At 73.8% G+C, this 21,547-nt stretch carries 19 protein-coding genes and 2 pseudogenes; 12 read left to right on the plus strand and 9 right to left on the minus strand.

Going from position 1 to position 21,547, the window contains the following annotated elements; all coding sequences use genetic code 11:
* Positions 1 to 22: 22 nt before the first annotated feature.
* Positions 23 to 1,057, minus strand: a pseudogene (gene pcaD, locus V5P93_RS12940) (3-oxoadipate enol-lactonase); the annotation flags it as partial.
* Here pcaD and V5P93_RS12945 point away from each other — a divergent pair.
* The 10 genes from V5P93_RS12945 (at position 1,041) to V5P93_RS12990 (ending at position 12,213) form a co-directional block, all read left to right on the plus strand.
* Positions 1,041 to 2,144, plus strand: coding sequence for a methyltransferase domain-containing protein (locus tag V5P93_RS12945; RefSeq protein WP_181043595.1), 1,104 nt, complete (start codon positions 1,041 to 1,043; stop codon positions 2,142 to 2,144). The pseudogene pcaD and the gene V5P93_RS12945 sit on opposite strands and share 17 nt — an antisense overlap.
* A 158-nt stretch (positions 2,145 to 2,302) precedes the next feature.
* Positions 2,303 to 2,728, plus strand: coding sequence for an Lsr2 family protein (locus V5P93_RS12950; RefSeq protein ID WP_104480374.1), 426 nt, complete (start codon positions 2,303 to 2,305; stop codon positions 2,726 to 2,728).
* Between the two features lie 308 nt (positions 2,729 to 3,036).
* Positions 3,037 to 4,326 (plus strand): hypothetical protein, encoded by a 1,290-nt coding sequence (locus tag V5P93_RS12955; protein ID WP_104480373.1) that lies wholly within the window; start codon positions 3,037 to 3,039, stop codon positions 4,324 to 4,326.
* Entirely contained in the window at positions 4,323 to 5,336 is a 1,014-nt protein-coding gene (locus V5P93_RS12960; RefSeq protein ID WP_104480372.1) for a transporter substrate-binding domain-containing protein, read from the plus strand. The genes V5P93_RS12955 and V5P93_RS12960 overlap by 4 nt, the downstream gene beginning before the upstream one ends.
* Before the next feature lie 6 nt (positions 5,337 to 5,342).
* Positions 5,343 to 6,476 carry a hypothetical protein gene (locus tag V5P93_RS12965; protein WP_104480371.1) on the plus strand — a complete coding sequence of 378 codons (1,134 nt, stop codon included), beginning with the start codon at positions 5,343 to 5,345 and terminating at the stop codon, positions 6,474 to 6,476.
* A complete protein-coding gene (locus V5P93_RS12970; protein ID WP_219824029.1) occupies positions 6,473 to 8,641 on the plus strand; it encodes a serine/threonine-protein kinase in 2,169 nt (722 codons plus the stop codon). The genes V5P93_RS12965 and V5P93_RS12970 overlap by 4 nt, the downstream gene beginning before the upstream one ends.
* Positions 8,642 to 8,645: 4 nt before the next feature.
* Positions 8,646 to 9,536: a protein phosphatase 2C domain-containing protein gene (locus V5P93_RS12975; RefSeq protein ID WP_245931395.1), complete on the plus strand. Its 891-nt coding sequence runs from the start codon at positions 8,646 to 8,648 to the stop codon at positions 9,534 to 9,536.
* Positions 9,537 to 9,547: 11 nt separating this feature from the next.
* Positions 9,548 to 10,828: a VWA domain-containing protein gene (locus V5P93_RS12980; RefSeq protein ID WP_104480370.1), complete on the plus strand. Its 1,281-nt coding sequence runs from the start codon at positions 9,548 to 9,550 to the stop codon at positions 10,826 to 10,828.
* Entirely contained in the window at positions 10,825 to 11,349 is a 525-nt protein-coding gene (locus V5P93_RS12985) for an FHA domain-containing protein (RefSeq protein WP_181043594.1), read from the plus strand. Before V5P93_RS12980 ends, V5P93_RS12985 begins: the two co-directional genes overlap by 4 nt.
* Before the next feature lie 24 nt (positions 11,350 to 11,373).
* Entirely contained in the window at positions 11,374 to 12,213 is an 840-nt protein-coding gene (locus tag V5P93_RS12990) for a spermidine synthase (protein WP_104480369.1), read from the plus strand.
* A 192-nt stretch (positions 12,214 to 12,405) separates the two neighbouring features.
* Here the strand turns inward: V5P93_RS12990 and V5P93_RS12995 are convergent, their stop codons facing one another.
* From V5P93_RS12995 to V5P93_RS13010, 4 genes are all read right to left on the minus strand, one after another.
* Positions 12,406 to 12,912, minus strand: coding sequence for a DUF305 domain-containing protein (locus tag V5P93_RS12995; protein WP_104480368.1), 507 nt, complete (start codon positions 12,910 to 12,912; stop codon positions 12,406 to 12,408).
* A gap of 49 nt (positions 12,913 to 12,961) precedes the next feature.
* A complete protein-coding gene (locus V5P93_RS13000) occupies positions 12,962 to 13,300 on the minus strand; it encodes a hypothetical protein (protein ID WP_146108108.1) in 339 nt (112 codons plus the stop codon).
* Between the two features lie 17 nt (positions 13,301 to 13,317).
* The gene (locus V5P93_RS13005) at positions 13,318 to 13,644 is read right to left on the minus strand and encodes an STAS domain-containing protein (RefSeq protein WP_181043593.1); all 327 of its coding nucleotides are present in this window, start codon (positions 13,642 to 13,644) and stop codon (positions 13,318 to 13,320) included.
* Between the two features lie 73 nt (positions 13,645 to 13,717).
* Entirely contained in the window at positions 13,718 to 17,026 is a 3,309-nt protein-coding gene (locus tag V5P93_RS13010; RefSeq protein ID WP_245931394.1) for an alpha-amylase family glycosyl hydrolase, read from the minus strand.
* A 259-nt stretch (positions 17,027 to 17,285) separates the two neighbouring features.
* Between V5P93_RS13010 and V5P93_RS13015 the strand changes: the two are divergent.
* Positions 17,286 to 17,906 (plus strand): annotated as a pseudogene (locus V5P93_RS13015) (transposase family protein); the annotation flags it as partial.
* Between the two features lie 726 nt (positions 17,907 to 18,632).
* Here the strand turns inward: V5P93_RS13015 and V5P93_RS13020 are convergent.
* The 3 genes from V5P93_RS13020 to V5P93_RS13030 form a co-directional block, all read right to left on the minus strand.
* Complete coding sequence (locus V5P93_RS13020) at positions 18,633 to 19,250, minus strand: hypothetical protein (RefSeq protein ID WP_104480365.1); 618 nt, start codon at positions 19,248 to 19,250, stop codon at positions 18,633 to 18,635.
* Positions 19,251 to 19,258: 8 nt separating this feature from the next.
* Positions 19,259 to 19,609 carry a fluoride efflux transporter CrcB gene (crcB, locus tag V5P93_RS13025; RefSeq protein ID WP_104480364.1) on the minus strand — a complete coding sequence of 117 codons (351 nt, stop codon included), beginning with the start codon at positions 19,607 to 19,609 and terminating at the stop codon, positions 19,259 to 19,261.
* Positions 19,610 to 19,928: 319 nt separating this feature from the next.
* Positions 19,929 to 20,276, minus strand: coding sequence for a CrcB family protein (locus V5P93_RS13030; RefSeq protein WP_245931393.1), 348 nt, complete (start codon positions 20,274 to 20,276; stop codon positions 19,929 to 19,931).
* 81 nt (positions 20,277 to 20,357) lie between these two features.
* Between V5P93_RS13030 and V5P93_RS13035 the strand changes: the two genes are divergently transcribed.
* Complete coding sequence (locus tag V5P93_RS13035) at positions 20,358 to 20,894, plus strand: GNAT family N-acetyltransferase (protein WP_219824028.1); 537 nt, start codon at positions 20,358 to 20,360, stop codon at positions 20,892 to 20,894.
* Here V5P93_RS13035 and V5P93_RS13040 read toward each other — a convergent pair.
* Entirely contained in the window at positions 20,860 to 21,528 is a 669-nt protein-coding gene (locus V5P93_RS13040; protein WP_104480362.1) for a DUF2750 domain-containing protein, read from the minus strand. The genes V5P93_RS13035 and V5P93_RS13040 overlap by 35 nt on opposite strands.
* Positions 21,529 to 21,547: the final 19 nt, after the last annotated feature.

Here is a 21,547-nt window from a genome sequence, read left to right on the forward strand (position 1 = left end):
GTAGCCCCGACAGGATCAGCCGGGTGAACTCCTCGGGCTTCTCCAGCACCCCCAGGTGCGCGGCCCCCTGGACCACCGCCTGCCGCGCCCCCGGGATCGCCGCCGCGATCCGCGCGCCCTGCTCCGGCGGGGTCGCCGGGTCCTGCGCCCCCGACACCACCAGCGTCGGCGCCGCGATCCGCCCCAGTCCGCCGACCAGGTCCATCGACCCGATCGCCTCGCAGCACCCCGCGTACCCCTCCGCGGGCACCCGCAGCAGCATCTCCCGCAGTGCGCTGTCGTCGCCGTAGCCCGCCGTCACCCACCGCCCCATCGTCTGGTCGACGACCGACGCCATGCCCTCCGCGCGCACCAGGTCGGCGCGGGTCTGCCAGTTCGCCGACGGGCCCAGGTCCGCGGACGTGCAGCACAGCACCAGGTTCTGCACGCGCTCCGGGGCGTGGGTGCCGAGCCACATGCCGACCATCCCGCCGAGGGACACCCCGACCACCGACGCCGTGCGCACCCCGAGGTGGTCGAGCAGCGCGAGCACGTCCCCCGCGATGTCCGCGAGCCGGTAGGGGCCGGGGGGCACCGGGGAGGAGCCGTGGCCGCGGTGGTCGTAGCGGATCACCCGGTACCCGGCGTCAACCAGCGGGTCGACCTGCGCGTCCCACAGCGAGAGGTCGGTCCCCACAGACCCCGCCAGCACGACCGCCACCGGCCCGCGCCCCCGCACCTCGTGGTTGACGATCACCCGTTGCCTCCCGATCGGTCCCGCCCCGACCGCGGCGGCCGGTGCACCATCCTCACCCGCCGGGGCGGCCGCGGCGCGCCCGCCGGGACGTGATCCTGCTGACGCCGTGCGCCCCAGCCGCCGCGTCCGATCGGCCGGGGGAGTGGACCGGTCGGGTGCTCCTATCGGGTGGTGTCGCGCAGCGTGGTGACACGATGCCGGTACGTACGCGATACGGATGCCAAGGCGTAGCTCACCCGTGGGGCGAACGGGGGCGACCGGTGTACGGACCCCTTGTCCCGCAATGGTTTTCGAGGGGGTCGTTGTGCGTACCTGTCTCATCGAAATGCTGGTCTGCCCGTCGTGCGGGGGAAAGTTGCGGCTGACCCGCGACGACGTGCCCGCTGAGGTCACCTCCGGGGCGCTGCTGTGTGTGGATTGCGCGCTGGAGTACCCGATCGCCGACGGGGTGCCGCAGCTGCTCTCGGCGCGGGAGCGCGAGAGCCACGTCGCGGCCAGCTTCGGCTTCGAGTGGCAGACCTTCCACGACGGCGGCTTCGAGTCCGACACCGTCTTCGGCCGCACCATCGACGAGGACGTGGCCCAGTTCCACGACGTCTTCGGTGTCCGGCCGGAGACCAACCGGTCCACCGGGGCCGCCGCCAAGCCGGTCGGCGAGGCCGCGGGCAAGGCGGTCGGCGGGGCGGCCGCCAAGACCGCCACGCTGCCCCCCGACCCGCTCGCGGGCCTGGTCGTCGCCGACATCGGCTGCGGCAGCGGCAAGCTCACCGTGGAACTCGCCCGCCGCCACCCCGGCACCACCTTCCTGGCCGTGGACGTCAACCCGGCCATCGCCGAGGTCGCCCGCGCCGCCCGGGACCTGCCGAACCTGCACGTGGTCCGGGCCAGCGTGTTCGCCCTGCCGGTGCGGGAGCAGAGCGTCGACCGGTTGTGGTGCAACGGGGTCATCCACCACACCGGCGCCACCGAGATCGCCTTCGCCGCGCTGACCAGGCTGGTCCGCACGGGCGGCGAGCTGTTCGTCTGGGTGTACCAGCGCAAGCTGAGCCCGCTGGTGCTGGTGCGCGACCTGCTGCGGCCCCTCGGCCTGCACCGCTGGTCGCACCGCACGGTGTACCGGGTGTGCCGGGCGCTGTCGTTCCCGACCCTGGTCGGGGTCCGCGCGCTCAACGCGGTCGCGGCCCTGCCGGGGGTGCGCGGGCTCGCCGCCCGCAGCACCCACGCGCGCATCCTCACCCGCCGCCGCGCCTACGACGAGCTCACCCTGACCTGGTTCGACGTGCTCTCCCCCCGTCACCGCGACACCTACACCACCGCGGAGGTGGAGCGCTGGTTCGAGCACAGCGGGTTCGAGCCGGTGCGGCGGTACTGGTGGCCGGTGGGCGTGACGGGCAGGCGCTCGGCCTGACCCGGGTCCACATCGGAGCCGATTCGCCGCGGTCGCCGCGGCGTTCTTTTTCGGATCCGCTGTGGACACGTGGCCGGGTCGCTCCGCGCGCGGTGCTTCGGGCTGCTAACTTCCACGCCAACCAGCAAACAGCAACCCGTTGTGCAATGAGGTGCCGCATGGCTCAGAAGACCATCGTCCAGCTCTACGACGACCTCGACGGTTCCACCAGCGATGACATCCGCTCGGTCGAGTTCAGCCTGGACGGCGTGCAGTACGAGATCGACCTGACCGAGACCAACGCCCAGCGGTTGCGCGACGAGCTGGCCGATTTCGTGGCCGCCGCGCGGCGCACCGGCGGCCGGATCAAGCGGCCCGTGCTCCCGGCGGGTGCCCGGCCGGAGGGCCGCAGCAAGGAGCAGACCAAGGCGATCCGGGACTGGGCGCGGCGCAACGGCCACGACATCTCCGAGCGCGGCCGGATCCCCTCGGCCGTGGTCGAGGCGTTCGAGGCCGCGCACGCCGTGCCGGAGCCCGAGCCGGAGCCCGCCCCGGCCAAGCCGCGGCGCGCCCCGAAGGTGAAGAAAGCCAGCTTCTCGGGCTGAGCTCGCGCACTACCCGGCGAACGGCCGGTTCCACTTCCGCCCACCGGGCGCGGGCGGGACCGGCCGTTCGGCCGTTCGCCGGACAATTCCGCGAGAATGTCGATCAACCCCGTCCGTGCCCCGGTCGTCCTTTCGGCGCGGCCCGTCCGCTATTTGCAGAGGCCAATAGCGGGAAATCGCCTTTTCCGCCGAAGCGTCCGAAAGGGTGATCACCGGCGTGTTCGGATAACACCGTCGCCGTGACCGAGCGATCACCCGGGGCGAGGGTGGTCGCCCGGGAACCCGGGCGGGAGGGGAGACGAACGCGCGTGTCGTCGTGGCGGTCCGCGGTCGCCGCCCACTTCCGGCGGACCGAGGGCAAACTGACCCTGGTGGTGGTGGGCGTGCTGGTCTGCGCCGTGGTCGCGGGCCTGACCGGGGCGCTGAGCGCCCACGACCGCGCCGACCTGCTCGACGACATGGCCTACCGGCGCGGCGGCCTCAACACCGCGGCGGGCGAGGTCTACCGGGCGCTGGCCGACGCCGACGCCACCGCGTTCTCCGTCGTGCTGGTCACCGGCGAGCGGGTCGCGGTGCAGCGGCAGGCCTTCCGCGACGACGTCGTCGCCGCCACCGCCGCGCTGGACTACGCGGCCAAGGTCGTCCCCGAGGTGACCCCGGTGACCCGGCTCAACCAGCTGACCAGCCAGGGTTTCCGCGGTCAGCTCGCGACCGCGGCGCTCACCCCGTCCGAGGCGCTGGCGGTGCTGTCGAGCCTGCTGCCGATCTACACCGGCATGGTCGAGTCCGGGTGGGTCTACACCAGTCGCGTCGACCCCGTCGGCACGTCGTACCTCAACGAGGCGTCGCTGATGGTGCGCGGCACCATGCTGGAGATCGCCAAGCGGCTGCGCGACGCCGAACCGCCGTCGGGGGTCAACGACTTCCCGTGGTTCGCCACCACCGTCGGCCTGCTGGTGCTGGCCGTGCTGCTGTGGTGCCAGCGGTTCCTGGCCCGCCGCACCCGCAGGCGGTTCAACGCGGGCATGGTCGCGGCCACCGCGCTCACCGCCGTCGCCTTCGGCTGGCTGCTCATCGCCTCGACCGTGGCCGCCGCGCACGCCACGGCCAGCGCGCAGCGGTCGGCGCGGCTGCTCGAACCGCTCACCGAGGTCCGCGCGGAGGCCCGCGGCCTCGACGGCGACGAGGCCCGCGCGCTGATCTTCCCGTTGATCGGGGACACGGTGACGCTGACCGCCAAGCTCGACGCCATCGACAACAAGCTCAACCAGGTGCGCGGCGGCGACCTCGACGCGGGCACCGCCCGCACCCTGGAGGGCGCCGCGCGCACCGTGACCGACTGGCGCCGCTCGATCGAGCGCGACTTCTCCCCCGACCGGCCCGGCTACGGCGAGATCGCCGCCGACATCACCGCGCACGAGGAGCTCAAGGAGACCCTGGACGCGGTCATCGCGCAGGCGGGCGCCGACGTCGACGGGTCCATCCTGGACGCCCGCACCGCGGTGTCCGGCACCGGCGCCGGGGTCGTCGTGCTGATGGCCCTGGCCGCGCTGGCCGGGGTGGCGGGCCTGTGGCCCCGGATCGCGGAGTACCGGTGACGGCCGCGCGCCGACTGGCGGCGCTGCTGTGCGCGCTCGCCGCGAGCGCTTGCGCCGTGGCGCCGAGGGCCGCGCTGCCCCGGCCGACCGCGCCGGAACCGCAGATGCCGACGCTCACCTCGGCGGCCCCCGCGCCCGCCCCGGAGCCCTGCCGCGGCACGACCAAGACCATCCGCCCGACCGGCACCGAGCTGACCGGGATCCCGAGCGGCACCACCGTCGCCGAGATCCGCGCCCGCGGGCTGCGGGTCGGGGTCAGCCAGACCGCGGGCAGGCTCAGCTCGCGCAACCTGCAGACCGGCGAGGTGTCCGGGCTGGAGGCCGACATCGCCTTCGAGATCGCCCGCGCGATCTGGCCCGACCGCGACCCCGGCCAGGTCCGGGCGCAGATCCAGTACATCGCCATGCCCACCAGGGACCGGTTCATCGCGCTGGACACCGACGAGAACCACCGGGCGCCGTCCGCGACCACCGTGGCCACCGTGGACATGATCGTCGCCGACGCCAGCGTCACCTGCCAGCGCGTGGACACCTACGGCGCCCGGTTCTCCGTGCCGTACCTGGAAACCCGGCAGGGCCTGCTCACCTGGCGCGGCACCGACGGCGTGTGGGACCCGCGCCAGGGCGTGGCGGGCAAGCGGGTCTGCTCCGGCGCGGGCACGATCAACATCGACCGGATCACCCAGCGCGGCGGCATCGCCGTACCCGCCGTGGACACCACCGACTGCCTGGTCCAGTTGCAGCGCCACCAGGTCGAGGCGGTGTCCACCGACGACGTGATCCTCGAGGGCTTCCACGACCAGGACCCGAACACCGAGATCTTCCCCGGGTTCGTCGACGACGTCGACGTGGCCGCCGTCGCCGTCGCCCGACAGGACGAGGACCTGCTGCGCGTGGTCAACGCCGTGCTGGAGCGGATGCGCCGCGGCGAGATGGACGCCCTGTACCGCAAGTGGTTCGGGCAGGCGACCACGCGGCGGATGCCGCCCGCCGACTACGAGGGTGGGTGATCGGCCGTGCGGTCGCTCACCCCACCGGACCCGGCGCGGTCCAGGGCCGTGCTGGTCGGCGTCGGCCGGTACGCGACCCTGCCGCCGCTGCCCGCCGCCACGGCTCGCCTGGCCGCGTTGCGCGCCGTGGTCACCTCGCCGGACGGCCTCGGTGTCGCGGGCTGCGAGGTGCTGACCGACCCGTCTTCGGCCGCGCAGGTCGTCCACGCCGTCGACGAGGCCGCCACCGCGGCCGAGGACCTGTTGCTCGTGCACTACGCGGGCCGCGTGCTGTGCGCGGACGACGGCGGCGAGCCCTACCTGGCCACGGCAGGCACCGACGCGCGGTACGTGTCGTCGACCGCGTTGCCGTGCGCCGAACTCCGCCGGGTGCTGCGCCGCGGCCAGGCCGCGACCCGCGTGCTGCTCGTCGACGGCCTGCCGGGCCACCTGGTCGGCGCCGGGCTCGACGTCGACGGCGCGTTCGTGCTCATCGCGCCCGGGCACACCCCGGCGCTGGTGGCCGCCCTGCGCGACGGCCTGCCCGGCCGGGGACCGGTGCTCACCCTGGCGGACCTGGCCGAGGTCGTGGCGGGGTCGGCAGGCGCGACGGTCCGCGACGGCGGCATCGCGACCGCGCCGCTGCTGCGCAACCAGGCCGAGCGGGTGCTGGACCTGCGGTCGCGGCTGGCCAAGGCGGACGCCTGGCTGGCCATGGTCGCCGAGGACGAGGCGACGACCGCACGGTCGGTCGCCGACGTCCGGATCCGGGTCGCGGGGTCGGACGGGTTGGTCGTGCCCGGGTTCGCCGACGACCTGCGACGGCGGCTCGCGGCGCTGGGGGAGCGGACCGTCGCCGGGCAGTGGACGGCCGTGGCCGAGGAACTGGCGGTGATCGACCAGGACGCCAACGCGGCCGTGGAGGCACTCGGCGCGTTGCGCGCGGAGGCGGCCCGGCTGTTGGAGCAGCGCGCCGAACTCCGCGGTCGGCTCGACGCGTACCAGGCGATGGCGGTGCGCCTCGGGGTGGCCGAGGACCCCGACGCGGTCGCGTGCCACCGGCGCGCGCACGGGCTGCTGTGGACGGCGCCGAGCGACCTGGCCGCGGCGGCGTCGGCGGTCGAGGCCTACCAGGACGCGGTGCGGCGGAGGCGCGGATGACGGCGTGCGTGCGGGACGGGTGCGACGGGACCTACCTGCCGGACGGGTCCTGCGACGAGTGCGGCTTCTTCGCCCCGACCGCGTCCGAGGCGACACCGCCCGCGGCACCGCCCGCCTCCGCGCGGACCGAGCCCATGCCATCGGGGCGTTCCACCGGCAACCGGACGCGGGCCGCGCGCACCGTGGTCGACCGGGTCACGCTCCCGCCGATCGCCGTGCCGAACCCGGCCGCCGCGGTGCTCACCGACCCCAAGGTCCCATACCACCGCAGGAAGTGCCCGAACTGCGGTGAGCCGGTCGGGCAGCCGCGCGGCGACCGGCCCGGGCTCGACAGCGGGTTCTGCCCGCGCGACCGCACGCCGTTCTCCTACGTCCCCGCGCTGGCCCGGCACGCCTACGTCGAGCGCTACGAGGTGTTCGGCTGCCTCACCTACGGCGGGCTCGGCTGGATCTACCTGGCCCGCGACTCGCACCTGGGCGACGACCGCACCGAGCGCTGGGTAGTCCTCAAAGGACTGATCAACTCGCACGACCCGGACGCGGTGGCGGCGGCCACCAGGGAACGGCAGTACCTGGTCACCGTCGACCACCCGAACGTCGTCCAGATCTCCGACTTCGTCGAGCACACCGACCCGCGCACCGGGGTCGTGGCGGGCTACATCGTCATGGAGTACCTGCCGGGCCGGACCCTGCACCAGGTGCTGGTCGACCCGGCCGAGCCGGAACCGCTGCCGGTACCGGTCGTGCTGCGCTACGCCGACGACCTGCTCGACGCGCTCGGCTACCTGCACCGCCGCGACCTGGTGTACTGCGACCTCAAGCAGCACAACGTGATGCAGGTCGAGCAGCGGGTCAAGCTGATCGACCTCGGCGCCGTCATGCGGGCCGACAGCGACACCGCCTCCTACGGCACGGTCGGGTTCATGGCGCCCGAGGTGGAGACCGGCGAGCACCAGCCGACCCCGCACTCCGACCTCTACACCCTCGGCCGCACCATGGCCGCGCTGACGTTCCCGTTCCTCGGCTTCTCCGACGCCTACCGGCACCGCCTGCCCGCCGACATCCCGTACCTGGCAGGCGAGGAGTCGTTCGTCCGGCTGCTGCGCCGCGCGGCCAACCCGAACCCGCGCGCCCGCTTCACCGCGGCGGAGGACATGCGCGACCAGGTCGTCGGCGTGCTCGCGGAGACGCTGTCGCGCGCCGACGCCGAGCCGTACGGGGTGAACTCGGCGCTGTTCACCCGTGAGCGCCGGGTGTTCGGCACGGGCGCGGGCGTGGTGCGCGCGGTGGCGGCGGAAGCGGTCGAGTGGCGGGAGGTGCCCGCCTGCCTGCCCAGCCCCCTGGTGGACCCGGCCGACCCGGCGGCGGGGTTCCTCGCGACCCTCGCGGGCGTCGCCCCGGACCGGTTGGTCGAGACCCTGCTGGGCGCCGGGGAACGCACCCCGGAACTGTTGCTGCGCCTGGCGGAGGCGCACGTGCTGGCCGGCGAGCCCGGGGCGGCGCGCGCGGTGTTGGCCGAGTTCGCCGAGGCGCTGCCCGACGACTGGCGCACCGACTGGTACCTCGGGCTGGCCGCCATCGCCGACGACCCCGCGGCCGCCGCGGACCGCTTCGACGCGGTCTACTCGGCGCTGCCCGGCGAACCCGCCGCGAAACTGGCGCTGGCCGCCGCGGTGGAGCGGACCGGCGACCCGGCCCGCGCGCGAGCCCTCTACGCCCGGGTCTGGGACACCGACCGCACCTACGTCAGCGCCGCGTTCGGCCTGGCCCGCGCCCACGCCGCCCAGGACGACCACCGGGCCGCGGTCGCCGTGCTCGACCAGGTCCCGGACAGCTCCAACCACCACACCGCCGCCCAGGTCGCCGCCATCCGCGCCCTGGTCCGCGCGGACCTGCTCCCGGACGCCGCCACCCGGCTCGACGCGCTCACCCTCGACGCCGAGCGCACCGCCCGGCTCAACATCGAGGTGCACGGCGCCGCGCTCGCCGCCCGCGCCGACCACCCGACCGACCACCGGGGCGCGGCCGAGGAGGAAGCGGAGACCGCCCTGCGCCGCCGCCTCGAACAGGCCTACCGCGCGCTCGCCAAGCTCACCCCCGACCGCGACACCCGCTCCGCCCTGGTGGACCGGGCCAACGAGGTCCGGCCGTGGACCCTGGTGTGACGCCGTGGAGCCGAACCCGCCCGCCGCCGACCCCGCGAGCCCCTGCGCGCGGTGCGGGGTACCGCTGGAACCGGGCTGGCGGTTCTGCGAGGGCTGCGGCGCCGACCGGCTCGCCCGGGCCGACGGCGCGGCCCGGGTGCGCACCTCCGAGTCCGCCGACGACCTCGACCTCGGGGTCGTCGCGGCCGTGACCGACCGGGGGCTGCGGCGCCCGCGCAACGAGGACGCCGTGGCCATCGGTGTGCTCGGCGACGTCGCGGCGGCCGTCGTCTGCGACGGGGTCGCGTCCGCCCCCGGGTCCGCCCGCGCCGCCACCGACGCCGCGGTGGCCGGGCTGCACGGCCTCCTCGCCGCCCTCGACCGCGGCGACGACGCCGTGGCCGCGACCACCGCCGGGGCGTTGGCCGCCGCAGCCGCCGCGACGGCGGTGTCCGCGCCCGACCCGGGCAACCCGCCCTGCTGCACCTACGTCTCCGCCGTCGTCACCCGCGACGCCACCGTGGTCGGTTGGGTCGGCGACAGCCCCGCCTACCTGGTCGACCCGACCGGTGCCCGCAGGCTCACCGTCGACGACTCCGCCGCCGGGCGCCTGGCCGCCGACGGCGCCGAGCCGGACGACCCCCGGCTCGCCGACCCCGCCGCGCACGCGCTGGAACGCTGGCTCGGCGCCGACTCCGGCCCCGTCGAACCCCGGGTGCGCGTCGACCCGGCGGCACCCGGGCTGCTCCTGGTGTGCAGCGACGGCCTGTCCCACTACCTCGACGCGGGCGTCGTCGCCCCCGCCGACCACCGCGCCGCCCCCGCCGCCGCGGCGCGCGCCCTGCTCGGCCGCGCACTCGCCGCGGGCGGCCACGACAACGTCACCGTGGCGGCCATCGCCGTCGCGCAAGGGTGAAGGAGGCAACCATGGGCCACGGCTTCGAGATCACCGTCGACCAGAACGAGTACCTGCCCGCGGGCGGCCGGGTGATGGACGCGATCATCACCGTCCGCCTCACCGGCGACGACCCCGGCAGCACCGGCCGCGACCGCGGCGTGGCCAGGGTCGTGCTGCTCGACTGCTCCGGCTCGATGTCCGGCAGCAGGCTCACCCAGGCCAAGCGGGCCGTCACCGCCTTCGTCGACGCGTTGCCCGACGGTGCCGCGTTCGCCGTGGTCCGCGGCACCGACGTCGCGGGCATGGTCTACCCCGTCGCCCCCGAACTGGCCATCGCGGGCGACCGCACCCGCGGCGAGGCCAAGGACGCGGTGCGCAGGCTCGGCGCGGGCGGCGGCACCGCCATCGGCAGCTGGCTGGCCCTGGCCAAGCGGCTGCTCGCTGACCACAGCGCGGCCGTGCGCCACGCCCTGCTGCTCACCGACGGCCGCGACGAGCACGAGACCCCGGAGCGGTTGGCCGAGGTGGTGCGCGACTGCGAGGGCGCCTTCACCTGCGACGCGCTCGGCGTCGGCGAAGGCACCTGGCAGGCCGACACCCTCGAGCGCGTCGCCGACGGCCTGCTCGGCGCCGCCCGCGGCCTGCCCGACCCGGCCGCGCTGGCCGCCGAGTTCCGCGAGGTCACCGAGCGCCTCATGGGCACCGCCGCGGTCGACGCCGACCTGCTGCTGTGGACGCCCGCGCACGCCGAGGTGCGGTTCTTCAAACAGGTCTTCCCGCGCTTCGTCGACCTCACCGGCCGCGGCACCCAGGTCACCCCGCGGGTGCGGGCCCACCCGACCGGCAACTGGTCCGCCGAGGCCCGCGAGTACCACCTCAGCGTGCGCGTCGAGGCGGGCCGCGTCGGCGACAAGGGCCTGATCGCCGCCCGCGTCCACATGGCGGTCGGCGACGAGCGCTCCGCGGAGCGGACCGTGCACGTCAAGTGGACCGACGACCAGCAGTTGGCCACGTCGATCAACGAGAACGTCGCGCACTACGCCGGCCAGTCCCGGGTCCCGGAGCTGCTGGACGAGTGCCTGAGCGCGGTGGCGGCGGGCGACCGCGGCCTGGCCACCGACCGGCTGGACCGCGCCATCGCCGTCGCGGACGCGCACGGCAACGCGAAAGCGGCCGCCCACCTGCGCAACCTGCTCGACACCGACCCGGCGGGCACGGTCCGCGTGCGCGACGGGGACATGACGGGCTACCTGGCGGAGATGGCCAAGATCGAGTCCAAGCTCACCACCCGGCTCCGGGACGACCGGTGACCGAACCGTGGGACTGCCCGAACGGCCACCCCGGGCAGGTCGGCCGCTACTGCGAGGTGGACGGGTACGACTCGCACCTGGACGCCCACCTGTCGGCACCGGTGGTAGGGGAGAAGGGCTGGTCGATCACGGTCGCGGCCGACCGCGAGTACTACGAGGTCACCCGGGCCACTACGGAGGACCTGAGCATCGACTACCCCCTTTTCCTACCCCCGCGCCGGTTCCCGCTGCGGGGCGAGTCGGTGCTGGTGGGGCGGGCGGACGTGAACCGGGGGATAGCGCCGGACATCGACCTGACGGGCCCACCGGAGGACCGGGCGATCGGGCGGGCGCACGCGATGTTCGTCCCGACGGGGGACGGCACGTGGGCGGTGGTGGACCTGCGCTCGACGAACCGGACGTACGTCAACGACTGCGCGAACCCGATCCCCGCCGAGGTCCCCGTCGAACTGCGCGACAGTGACCGGGTGTTCCTCGGTGCGTGGACGGCGCTGACCGTCCACCTGGTCACCGAACCCTGACCACCGGCGTGGTCTGCTTGACGGGTGAACCCCACCCAGGGCCGCTACCCCGTCCGCTTCGGCACCGCCGAGATCCTGCGCGACCTCGACCACCCCACGGGCTGGCTGCTGAGCGTCGACGGGGTTGCCCAGTCGTACGTGGACACGGCGAACCCCCGGCACCTGGAGTTCGACTACGTGCGAAGGCTGGCGGAGGTGGTGGACAGCCACGGCGAGCCGGGCACGCCGGTCGAAGCCGTGCACCTCGGTGGCGGCGCGTGCACCCTGCCCCGGTACATCGCGGCGGTCCGGCCGGGGTCCCGTCAGCGGGTGTTCGACGCCGACGAGGGGATGGTGGAGCTGGTCCGCGGGCAGTTCGGGGTGGACTCGATCCCGGGCCTGGAGTTGACGGTGGCGGATGGGAGGGCCGCGGTCTCCTGCCTCCCGGACGCGTCGGCGGATGTCGTGGTGGTGGACGCGTTCGAGCGGGGGACGCTCGCCGGGGCGCTCTACGGGTTGGAGGCAACCCGTGACATCTCCCGGGTGCTGCGGGCGGACGGGCTGTACATGGCGAACCTGTCGGACGGCCCGGACCTGAAGTTCACCAGCCGAGCGGTGGCGACCCTGTCGGCGGTCTTCGGCTCGGTCCTCCTCCTGGCCGAACCCCCGGTGCTGAGGGGGCGCAGGCACGGCAACATCGTCCTGGCCGCCGCGGCGACCGGTCTGCCGGTGGCGGAGATCGCCGCCAAGGAGGCGGCGGCGCCGTTCCCGGCGCGGTGCGTGACCGCGGCGGAGCTGAGGGCCCTGGTCGGCCCCGCGACCCCGTTGACCGACAACGACCCCACACCGCCGCCGGTGCCACCTTCGGGCCTGTTCAGCCAGTAGCCGGGTTGTGCACAGGCTTGATCATCTCCGCCCGGAACCGTCGGCCCTATTCGGTAGAATGGATACCGGGGGCCGGAGGCATGCGGTGATCACCTCGCTGCCTCGCATGTCTTGATTCCCTCGATCTTGGCCGGGCGACGGAACCGGCGCGGGAGGGGTGTGCCCCGGACGCCCGGGACACACCCCCGGTGCTCAGCTCCGCGGCAGCAAAGCCCGCATCTCGTCGATCTCGGCCTTCTGCGCCGCGACGATCCGCCCAGCCAATTCCCTGGTGTCGGGGTCGGCCCCGTCGGCCAGCTCGGTCTCGGCCATCCGCACCGCGCCCTCGTGGTGCGTGATCATCATCGACAGCCAGCGCCGGTCGAAGTCCGGGCCGGTGGCGGTGCCCAGGTCGGCCATCTCGGACCCGCCGTGCCCCGCCGGGTGCTCGGTCGGCTCGCCCCAGGCGTTCAGCCGTTCGGTGAGGGTGGTGATCTCCGGGGCCTGTGCCCGCTTGATCCGCTCGGCCAAGTCGACGACCGCCGGGCCCGCCCCGCGACCCTCGACCAGCTCGGCCATCGCCACGGCCTGGCGGTGGTGGGGGACCATCCCCTGGGCGAAGGTGACGTCGGCGGTGTTGTGCGCCGTGCCGCACGCGGCGAGCACGACTGATGAGGTCAGGACGGCGAGCGCCGACCTGACCAGGTTCTTCCTGGTCATGGTGTGGTTCCTCGGGTGGTTGCCTACGGGGTGCGGGAGCGGCTCCCGATCACTGCCGCAGCACGCAGAGCATGGCCAACCGAGGACGTGGTGGCGAACGCGGGGAACCGTGGGCGACGACCCGCTGCCCGCCGGGTCGTGCTTCCTGCGCCGGACGACGGCCCAGCAGGACCAGCAGGCCGAAACCGACGGCGGCGACGAGCACCGCCAGGCACGCGTGCCCCCACAGGTCGCCGTCGTGCGCGGGGGCGTCGTGGTGCTCCACCGACACGCTGACCGCGGGCCCGTGTCCCACGGGGCCGGGCAGGTGGTGCATGCCGAGCACGCCGAACGCCACGGCGCACAGCAGCGCCCACCGCACCAGCGTCCTCGACGGCTCGACCCGCACGCGGGTCACTGTACGGGCTAGGCGTCGTGGTGCTGGGGCAGGAACAGGTGGGCCAGGCCCGTGATCATCAGCATCCGCTCCAGGTTGGGGTCGATCGCGCTGACCGCGAGCGTGCCGCCGACGGCGCTGGCCTTCTTGTAGGCGTTGAGCAGCACCGACAGGCCGCTGGAGTCGCAGAAGCCGAGTCCGCCGAGGTCGAGGGTGAGGGTCGCGCCCTCGGGCAGCGGCAACGCGGCGAGCGCCGCCGTGAACTCGGGGGCGGTGGTGTAGTCGAGGTCGCCGCGCAGGGACAGTCCGCCGTCGTCGCGGCGGGTGATGGCCAGGGCGTGGGGATCGGTCTTCACCTTCGGCGGGCTCCTCACATAGGGTGCGCGCCTGCGGAAGTACCCACAATCCGCCCTGACCACGCCTGACGGGTCAGGTGTTCGGCAGCACGTAGGACGCCGAGCCGTCCGGGTGAGTGGCGCCGGAGGTGCACCAGACCTCGTGGCCGACCGCGTTGACGTCGAGGAACTGGTCGTTGCCGGGGTCTTTCTCGTCGCCGCGGTGGATGATGTGGCTCAGCCCGCCCGCACCCTGCGTGAGTGGGACCGACCAGTACACCCCGAACGTGTCCACACCGTCGGGTGGGCGTGACTCCTGCCAGCTCGGGCTCGGCTCCAGTGATCCAGCCCAGTGGTAGAGCGTCCACCCCGCGTAGGCGCCGTCCGGTCTCGAGTAGTGGATCACCGCGCGGTTGTCGGCCGCCGCCCGCGAGACGTACACGGCCTGGTCGCCTTCCCGTACCCACAGCCGTGCCGACGACACCCGCACGGTGCGCACCGTTGCGCCGTCGCGGACGATGGTGACCTCCGGTGCGGCGGGGACCGTGGCGAAGACACCGAAGTCGTCCTCGGTGCTCATCGGTGCGTCGGGTCGTCCAGGCACGCGTACCGCGAGGCCGGTGGTGTCGGCGGTGCGGTAGTGCACCGTTGCGGTGCCGGTGGCCTCGATCTCCGACGAGTACTGGGTTTGCGCACCGCTCTTCAGCCACACCTGTGGTTGCGCCGCCGGGTCGGCCGTGCGATCGGCGCCGTCCTTCTCGTCACCGTTGTGCACGATGAACCCGACCTGCCGCGCGCCGGGCAGCAACCGCACCCAGGCGAACCGGCCGTACGGCGTCTCCCCGGCGAAGGGCAGGGGCGACGTCCACGAGGTCGGCGACTCCACATCACCCCACACGTGCAGACCCCACCCCGCGTAGTCGCCCGCCGGTCGGTTGTAGTGCACGACCAGCCAGTCCGGCCCGACCGGTGGCGGCGGCGCCGCGACGAGCCCGATCTCCGCCCCGTCGGCCCCCAGCGCCCCACCCCCGTCCCGCGCGACGACCCGGAACTCCACCCGCTTGCCGACCCCGGCGCCGGGCAGCGCGCCCACGTCGGCGAACACCCGGTAGGGCGCCGCGTCGTCGGTCCCCAGCGGCGTCCACTGCCGGCTCCCCGCGACCCGCGCCGCGAAGCTCACCTGCGCGAACGCTGTCGAGACCCCCTCGGCCCGCAGCTCGACCCGTCCGTCGAGCGCGGTCCCGACCCCGGGCACCACCAGCCGCGGCGCGGGCGTCGTCGCGGGCAGCCGCTCGTCCGCGCGCAGGACCACGACCCCCAGCGCGGGCACCGTCACCCGTACCGACCGACCTCGGGTTACCGGTGAGTTATCCACAGGCCCGGCCGTCGCCCCTCGATTCCCGCCCACCTCCGCCACTAGACTTGAAATCAGGGGTTCCCCCTGGTCGGGGACCCCTGCGTCAGCTTCGGCGGGCGCGGTTCGGCCGAGGGTGCCTGCGGGATTTGTGGCTTTCGTGCCCCCGGATTCGAGTTCGGTCGCGGATTCGCGCTGCGGGCCGGGTCGGGTGTGGTCGGGGCCTGCGGGGTCGGTTTCCGCGATTCCGGTGTGCGGGGCGGTCGGCCCGGGTCGGGTGCCGCCGGGTGCGGTCGCCGCGGTGCGCAGTTCGACGCGGTAGCGGCCCGCGCTCACCGGAATGTCCACTGTGGTCTCGGTGGTGCCCGCGTTCGCGACGACGACGTGCTCGCGGCGGTCCCGGGCGTCGGTGCGGCTGAAGGCGAGGACGTCGCCGGAGGTGTAGCGAAGCGTTTGCGCGCCACCGGACCAGACGCGGTCTTTGTCGACAAAGGACGCAAGGTCGGCCAGTTGGCGGTACAGCGGGTGGTTCCGGTTGAAGTTGTCCTGCGCGCCCGTCCGGCCCGCACCGATGAACACCTCCGCCGCGTACTCCGGGGTCCGGCTGGCGAACATGTCCTGCCGCGCGAGCTTGTCGCCGCCGGTGCCCGCGAAACCCTGCTCGTCGCCGTAGTACACGACGGGGTTGCCGCGCCACAGGTACATCAGCGCGTTGCCCAGCTCCAGCCTGCGCAGGAGTTCGGTGTCGGTGACGCCCGGTCGGCGGTCGCGGATCAGCCAGGCGAGGCGGCCCATGTCGTGGTTGCCGAGGAAGGTCGGCAGGGCGGCGGCGTTGGAGTCGGGGTCGGTGTAGCGGTCGTCGGCCAGCAGGGCGTTGGCGATGGTCGTGGAACCCTTGCCGGACAACAGGTCCAGCGCACCCGCCTGGAACGGGAAGTCCAGCACGGCCTGCATGCGGCCGGTCGTCGTGTATGTCGAGGTCTTCGCCGGGTCGGCGTCGTACACCTCCCCGAAGACGAAGAAGTCCTTCTTGCCGCGCGCCTTCGCGTACGCCCGCACGTGCGGGGCCAGCGCCTGCCAGAACTCCAGGTTGACGTGCTTGACGGTGTCCACCCGGTAGCCGTCGATGTCGAGGGTGTCGACCCAGCTGGTGAAGATGTCCCGCATCCCGGCCACGACCCTCGGGTCCTCGGTCATCAGGTCGTCGAGGCCGGAGAAGTCGCCGTACTCGGTGGACTCGCCGGTGAAGGTCGAGTCGCCGCGGTTGTGGTAGAGGGTCGGGTCGTTGAGCCAGGTCGGGGACTTGGCGGTCGGGTCGGTCACCACGGGGGTGTAGGGGAACGTCGCGATTCGCGGGAAGTCTTGCTTTCCCGCGTGCGCCTTGATGTCCACCGGGTTGCCGGACGCATCGCGGTACGGGTACGCGCGGGTGTTGCGGTACTCGTGGCTGCCCTCCGCATAGTCGATGACGTCGGCGGTGTGGTTCGCAACGATGTCGAAGAAGACCTTCATGCCGCGCCGGTGCGCCTCCGCGATCACTCCGCGCATCTCTTCCGTGGTACCGAAATGCGGGTCCAGGCGGGTGAAGTCGGTGGTCCAGTAGCCGTGGTACGCGGCGGACACATCCGCACCGATGCCCTGCACCCACCTGTTGGCGAACATCGGTGTCATCCAGATCGCCGTGATGCCCATGTCCCGCAGGTACCCGAGCTGCGACCGCAGACCCGCCAGGTCGCCGCCGTGGTAGAACCCCTTGTCGGCCGGGTCGAACCCGGTGCGCAACCGATCGGTCTCGCCCGACCCGCCCCGGTCGTTGCGCGCGTCCCCGTTCGCGAAGCGGTCCGGCATGACGAAGTAGAACCGCTCCCCGACCAGGTCGTCCCGCACCGCCCCCCGCGCCAACCACCGATCATCCCCCCGAACCCCCGGCGCGATGTCGACGACGTCCCCGACGGCCAGCCGCGTGGCTGATGGGGTCGCGGCCGCGGGTGGCGCGGGTACCGCGAGGGCCAACGTGATCACCGCGCCCAGTAGCCAGCCCCGCCCCATGCCAACCTCCCGCACCGGTCCGCCACCGCCGACCCTCGACCGAACCACGCCCCGCCGCCCACCGCATAGGGCCGACCGGCGGGGTCCCCCGACCGGCCGACAGTCGCCCCGCCACACGGCACCTTCCCCATACCGCGAGGTTGTCCACAGCCCAGCCGATGGCGGCTCGGCCAGCGCATCCCCATACCGCGAACCTGTCCACAGCCCCACACACGCCACGAAAACCCGCGCCGCGGTCCACTAAGGGATGTCTCGTTACCGGGTGCTGTTGGTGGCGGTGTACTGGCGCACGAACCTCACGATGCGCCAGATCGGACCACTGTTCGGTGTCTCGCACTCCGCCGCGCACCGCGTGGTGGATTCGCTGGGCCCGCCGCCGGCACTGGCGCCGGTGCGCAAACGCCGCGTTGACCAGGTCGCGATCGTCGGCGGCACCCTGGTCCCGACCCGTGACCACCGCGTCGCCGAACGGTCGAAGAACTGCCGCTACTCCACCAACCCGCAGGTCGCCATCGACGCCGACACCCGACTCGTGCTCGCCACCGGCGACCCGAAGCCGGGCAACCGCAATGACTGCACCGCCTACCGCGATTCCGGCATCGCCGACACGCTCGCCGGGCGGCCGGTCATGGCCGACAGCGGCTACCAGGGCAATCCCGAGGTGATCATGCCCTACCGCAAACCCCGCGAGGGTCGGGAACGGCCCGAGTGGCAACAACAACTCAACACCGTTCACCGCGTCATCCGAGCCCGGGTCGAACACGCCCTGGCCCGCATGAAGAACTGGAAGATCCTGCGCGACTACCGCCGCGCAGGCCACACCCTCGCCACCACCGCGGCGGGCATCGCCTTCCGCCACAACCTCACCATCACCGACTGAACACCGAGCCACTGGAACCAACCACAACATCAGTTACGAGACATCCCTAGCGTGGAAAACAGGGGTTCCCCCGGCGAGGGGACCCCTGCGAAGCGCGGGACTTTCGAGGCTTGGGTCGGCCGGGCGCGGCAGCGGGGAGTCGGGCTCTGGCCGGGGTAGTGGAGTTCGAGGTCGGCGAGCGGTGCCACGGCGGCCGGGCCGGCGTCGCGCCAGGCGGTGGCACCGGTGCCTGCGAGGCGGGTGTGGGTGGCCAGAGCGGTGAGGGGACCCCTGCGAAGCGCGGGAGGTTCGAGGTGCGGGCCTGCCTGGCGCGGAGCTGGTGGCGGTGATCCCGCCGTGGCTCGGAGTCCGCGTCGGTACCGGTGCGGCGGAGGGCGAAGCGACTTCGGTGGTGCCGGGTGTGTGCGGGAGTCGGCGGTGGTGCCGGGAGTGACCAGGGCGGAAGTACGGGTTCTGGTGCGGGCTGAGGTGATGGGGGTCAGCGTGGCTGAGGGGAAGTCGGGTGGGGGCGAGGTGTGCGGAGGTGGCGGTGGTGCGGGGGGTGGGAGGGATCAGCGCGTCTGTGGGCGCCTGGTGCGGGGCTGAAGCGCTGGGTCAGCGTGGCTGCGCGGTGGCGGGCCGGGGCGGGGCGAGGTGGGCATGGGTGGCCTGGAGCTGGCGGTGGTGCCGGGAGTGCGTGGGGTCAGCGGCAGCGGGGGTGTTTGGTGCGGGGCTGAGGCGGCGGGGTCAGCGCGGCAGCGGGGGTGTCGGGTTGAGGCCGAGGCGGTGGAGTTCGAGGTTGGCGAGCAGAGCCACGGCGGCCGGGTCGGCGTCGCGCCAGGCGGTGGCGGTGGCGCCGGTGGCGGCGAGGCGGGTGTGGGGCTGGGTGGCCAGCGCGCGGAGGGCGAGGACGTCGTGGCCCGCCGGGCCGAGGTCGCGGAGGCGCGCCGCGCCGGTGGCCTGGCGGGCGTAGTGGACCCGCAGGGGTAACCAGGTCACCAGGAGGAAGGCCAGCGGGACCGCGATCAGCACGCTGGTGAGCCAGGTGGCCAGGTTCTCCACGGCGTGGATCTGGCGCCACCCCGCGTCGGCGATGCGGATGCCCGCGTTCGAGCCGGACAGCAGCGCGTTCGCCAGCGAGTCGCCCACGAGCGGGACGCCGTCGGCCTTGGCGGCGGCGGTGTCGAAGGTGCCGCGCAACGCGGTACCCGCGTCGACCAGGCGGTCGCCGGGGGCGCGCAGACCCAGCACGACATCGCGTACCCGCAGCGCCACCAGGATCGCGCCCACCGCGACCGCCCCCGCGACGACGTCCGCCACCAACTGCCTGCCCCGGCGGGCGGCGCGTTCGGCGTAGACCTTCATCTCGCTCCTCAGCCCAGGCAAACCAGTCCCAGCCAGAATGCCCCGATCCCGGCGACCAGCGACACCCCGACGTACACCGCCCCCGCCCCGCGCCGCGCGGACTCCACCAGGCGGAGGGTGTCGGCGGAGAAGGTGGAGAAGGTGGTGAGGGCACCGCAGAAGCCGGTTCCGAGCAGCACGCGCAGGTCCGGCCCGGCCGCCGCCACGACACCGCCGAGCACCAGGCTGCCGACGACGTTCACCACCAGCGTCCCCCACGGGAACCGCTCCCCGAGCCACCGCCGCATCCCCCGGTCGACCAGGTACCGCGCGGGCGCCCCGACGGCCGCGCCGAGCGCGGTGAGCAGGACGCCGTTCACCGCGCCACCCGCCCCGGCCCGGTTCCGCAGCCGGACGCGATGAGCTGGAAGCCGCGGGCGGTTCGAGGGTGAGCTGGGGTGGCCGCGTGCCTGGGTGCGGTGCGCTGGAAGCCGTTCACCGGAGCATCTGCTCCGGAGTGGTTTCGCGGGTCGAGTGCGGCGGGCGGGCCGCCGCCACCGTGGTGCGGGTGGGCGCGGGTCGGGGTGGCCGCTTGGCCGAGCGCCGCGAGGTGAACGCCGATCATCGGACTACCTGCCCCGGGGTGGTTTCGTGGGCTGGGCGCTGAGGGCAGGCTGAGCGCCGCGGGCGGTACGCCGTTCACCGGGTCAGCCGTCGGGTCAGGGTGGCGCCGGTGGTCACGGCTGCCAGGGCGGCGACGAGGGTGCCTGCCAGGTAGGCGATGCCCGCGACGGGCGCGGTGGTGACCAGGTGCTGGAAGTCGCCGGTGTAGGCCGAGAACGTGGTGAAGCCGCCCAGGACGCCGGTGCCCAGGAAGAGTTGGGTGGTCCTGTGTAGTTCGGTCACCATCAGGCAGCCCATGGCGAAGCAGCCGACCACGTTGATCACCAGGGTCGTCCACGCGCCGGGCCAGGCGGTGCCGATGCCGTACCTGGCCACGGCACCGAGGACACCACCCGCCGCGACGGCGGCTGCTTCTCTCCACACGGCGTCTACCGTGCCACACGAAACACGGGTGTAACCGTTGTGGGCCAACGGGGCGCCGTTCCCTAGTGGATGATCGGCGGCATGGAACGCGTCGACGCCCGCGGGCTGTCCGCCCTGGTGCCGGACCTGGCGGACCTCCTCGTCGACGCGGTCGCGGGCGGGGCCTCCGTCGGTTTCCTGCATCCTCTGGCCGCCGCGCGGGCCCGCGAGTGGTGGCGCTCCCTCGAACCCGACCTGGCCACCGGGCGCCTCCTGCTCTGGACCACCCGCCACGCGGGTCGCGTGGTGGGGACCGCGCAGCTGCGGCGCACCGACTACGAGAACGGGCGCCACCGCGGCGAGGTCGCCAAGCTCCTCGTGCACCGCGACGCCCGGGGGAGAGGGCTCGGGCGGGCCCTGCTCACGACCGTCGAACAGGCCGCGACCGAACTCGGCATGACCCTTCTCCTGTTGGACACCCAATCCGGTAGTCCCGCTGACCACCTGTACCGGTCGGCGGGCTGGGTGGAAGTCGGCGTGGTGCCCGACCACGCGCTCGACCCGGCCGGTGCCCGCCAGCCGACGACGATCTTCCGCAAGGCGCTCAGAAGTACTCCCGGGCCGCGCAGTCGCACGTGACCGACAGTACGTTCAGCGCCCGGGCCAACCGCCGCCACGGCAGATCGCGGCTCGCCGCCCACTGCCCGGTCAGGGGGAGCCGGTCGTCGCACTCCGCGAGGTGCGCACGCAGGTGAGCCGCCAGGTCACGGCGGGCAGCCGGGTCCAGCCCGAGCCGCGCGTCGGCCCGGCGGCGGCAGTCCTCGTGGAACGCCTCGCGCTCCGCGCGGCGGTACGAGTCCGGCCTCCCCTCCGCGCGGAGCAGCAGCCGGGCCTCGAAGACCTCGACGCGGAACCGCTCGAGAGACAGGAACGGGGTGAACGCGCCGTCGGTCGGCAGCACGGCTATCTCGTGGTTCTCCAGGTCGTAGCGCTCGAAGTACTCGTCGAGCAGGTCGTCGACGGCGATCGCGACCGGCGGCTCGGCCCACTCCATCGCCTCCGCCGACAGCTCCGCCAAGCGCCGGTGCGGCCAGAGCGGCACCTGCGTGACGTCGTCGTCGAGTTGGAAGACGGTCGACTCGTCCCACGCCCACACCACCCCGGTCGCGGCCACGGCGGCGAAGAAGTACTCCTTGCGCGCACGGCTGTCGAGGCCCCACACCCGCCGCGCCTCGTCCTCCGCCAGGGGGGCGCCTTCGCCCGAAGGTGTCATGGGCACTGCCTATCATCCC

The organism is Actinokineospora auranticolor (genome assembly GCF_041897805.1).
In the GTDB taxonomy this organism is placed as follows: Bacteria; Actinomycetota; Actinomycetes; order Mycobacteriales; family Pseudonocardiaceae; genus Actinokineospora; species Actinokineospora auranticolor.

What these genes read in the sequence shown, in the direction of transcription:
- V5P93_RS12995 (WP_104480368.1), bottom strand. Translation starts at nt 12,912, where the DNA reads ATGACCAGGAAGAACCTGGTCAGGTCGGCGCTCGCCGTCCTGACCTCA.
- V5P93_RS13040 (WP_104480362.1), bottom strand. Translation starts at nt 21,528, where the DNA reads ATGACACCTTCGGGCGAAGGCGCCCCCCTGGCGGAGGACGAGGCGCGG.
- V5P93_RS13010 (WP_245931394.1), bottom strand. Translation starts at nt 17,026, where the DNA reads ATGGGGCGGGGCTGGCTACTGGGCGCGGTGATCACGTTGGCCCTCGCG.
- V5P93_RS12950 (WP_104480374.1), top strand. Translation starts at nt 2,303, where the DNA reads ATGGCTCAGAAGACCATCGTCCAGCTCTACGACGACCTCGACGGTTCC.
- V5P93_RS13035 (WP_219824028.1), top strand. Translation starts at nt 20,358, where the DNA reads ATGGAACGCGTCGACGCCCGCGGGCTGTCCGCCCTGGTGCCGGACCTG.
- V5P93_RS12980 (WP_104480370.1), top strand. Translation starts at nt 9,548, where the DNA reads ATGGGCCACGGCTTCGAGATCACCGTCGACCAGAACGAGTACCTGCCC.
- V5P93_RS13020 (WP_104480365.1), bottom strand. Translation starts at nt 19,250, where the DNA reads ATGAAGGTCTACGCCGAACGCGCCGCCCGCCGGGGCAGGCAGTTGGTG.
- V5P93_RS12970 (WP_219824029.1), top strand. Translation starts at nt 6,473, where the DNA reads ATGACGGCGTGCGTGCGGGACGGGTGCGACGGGACCTACCTGCCGGAC.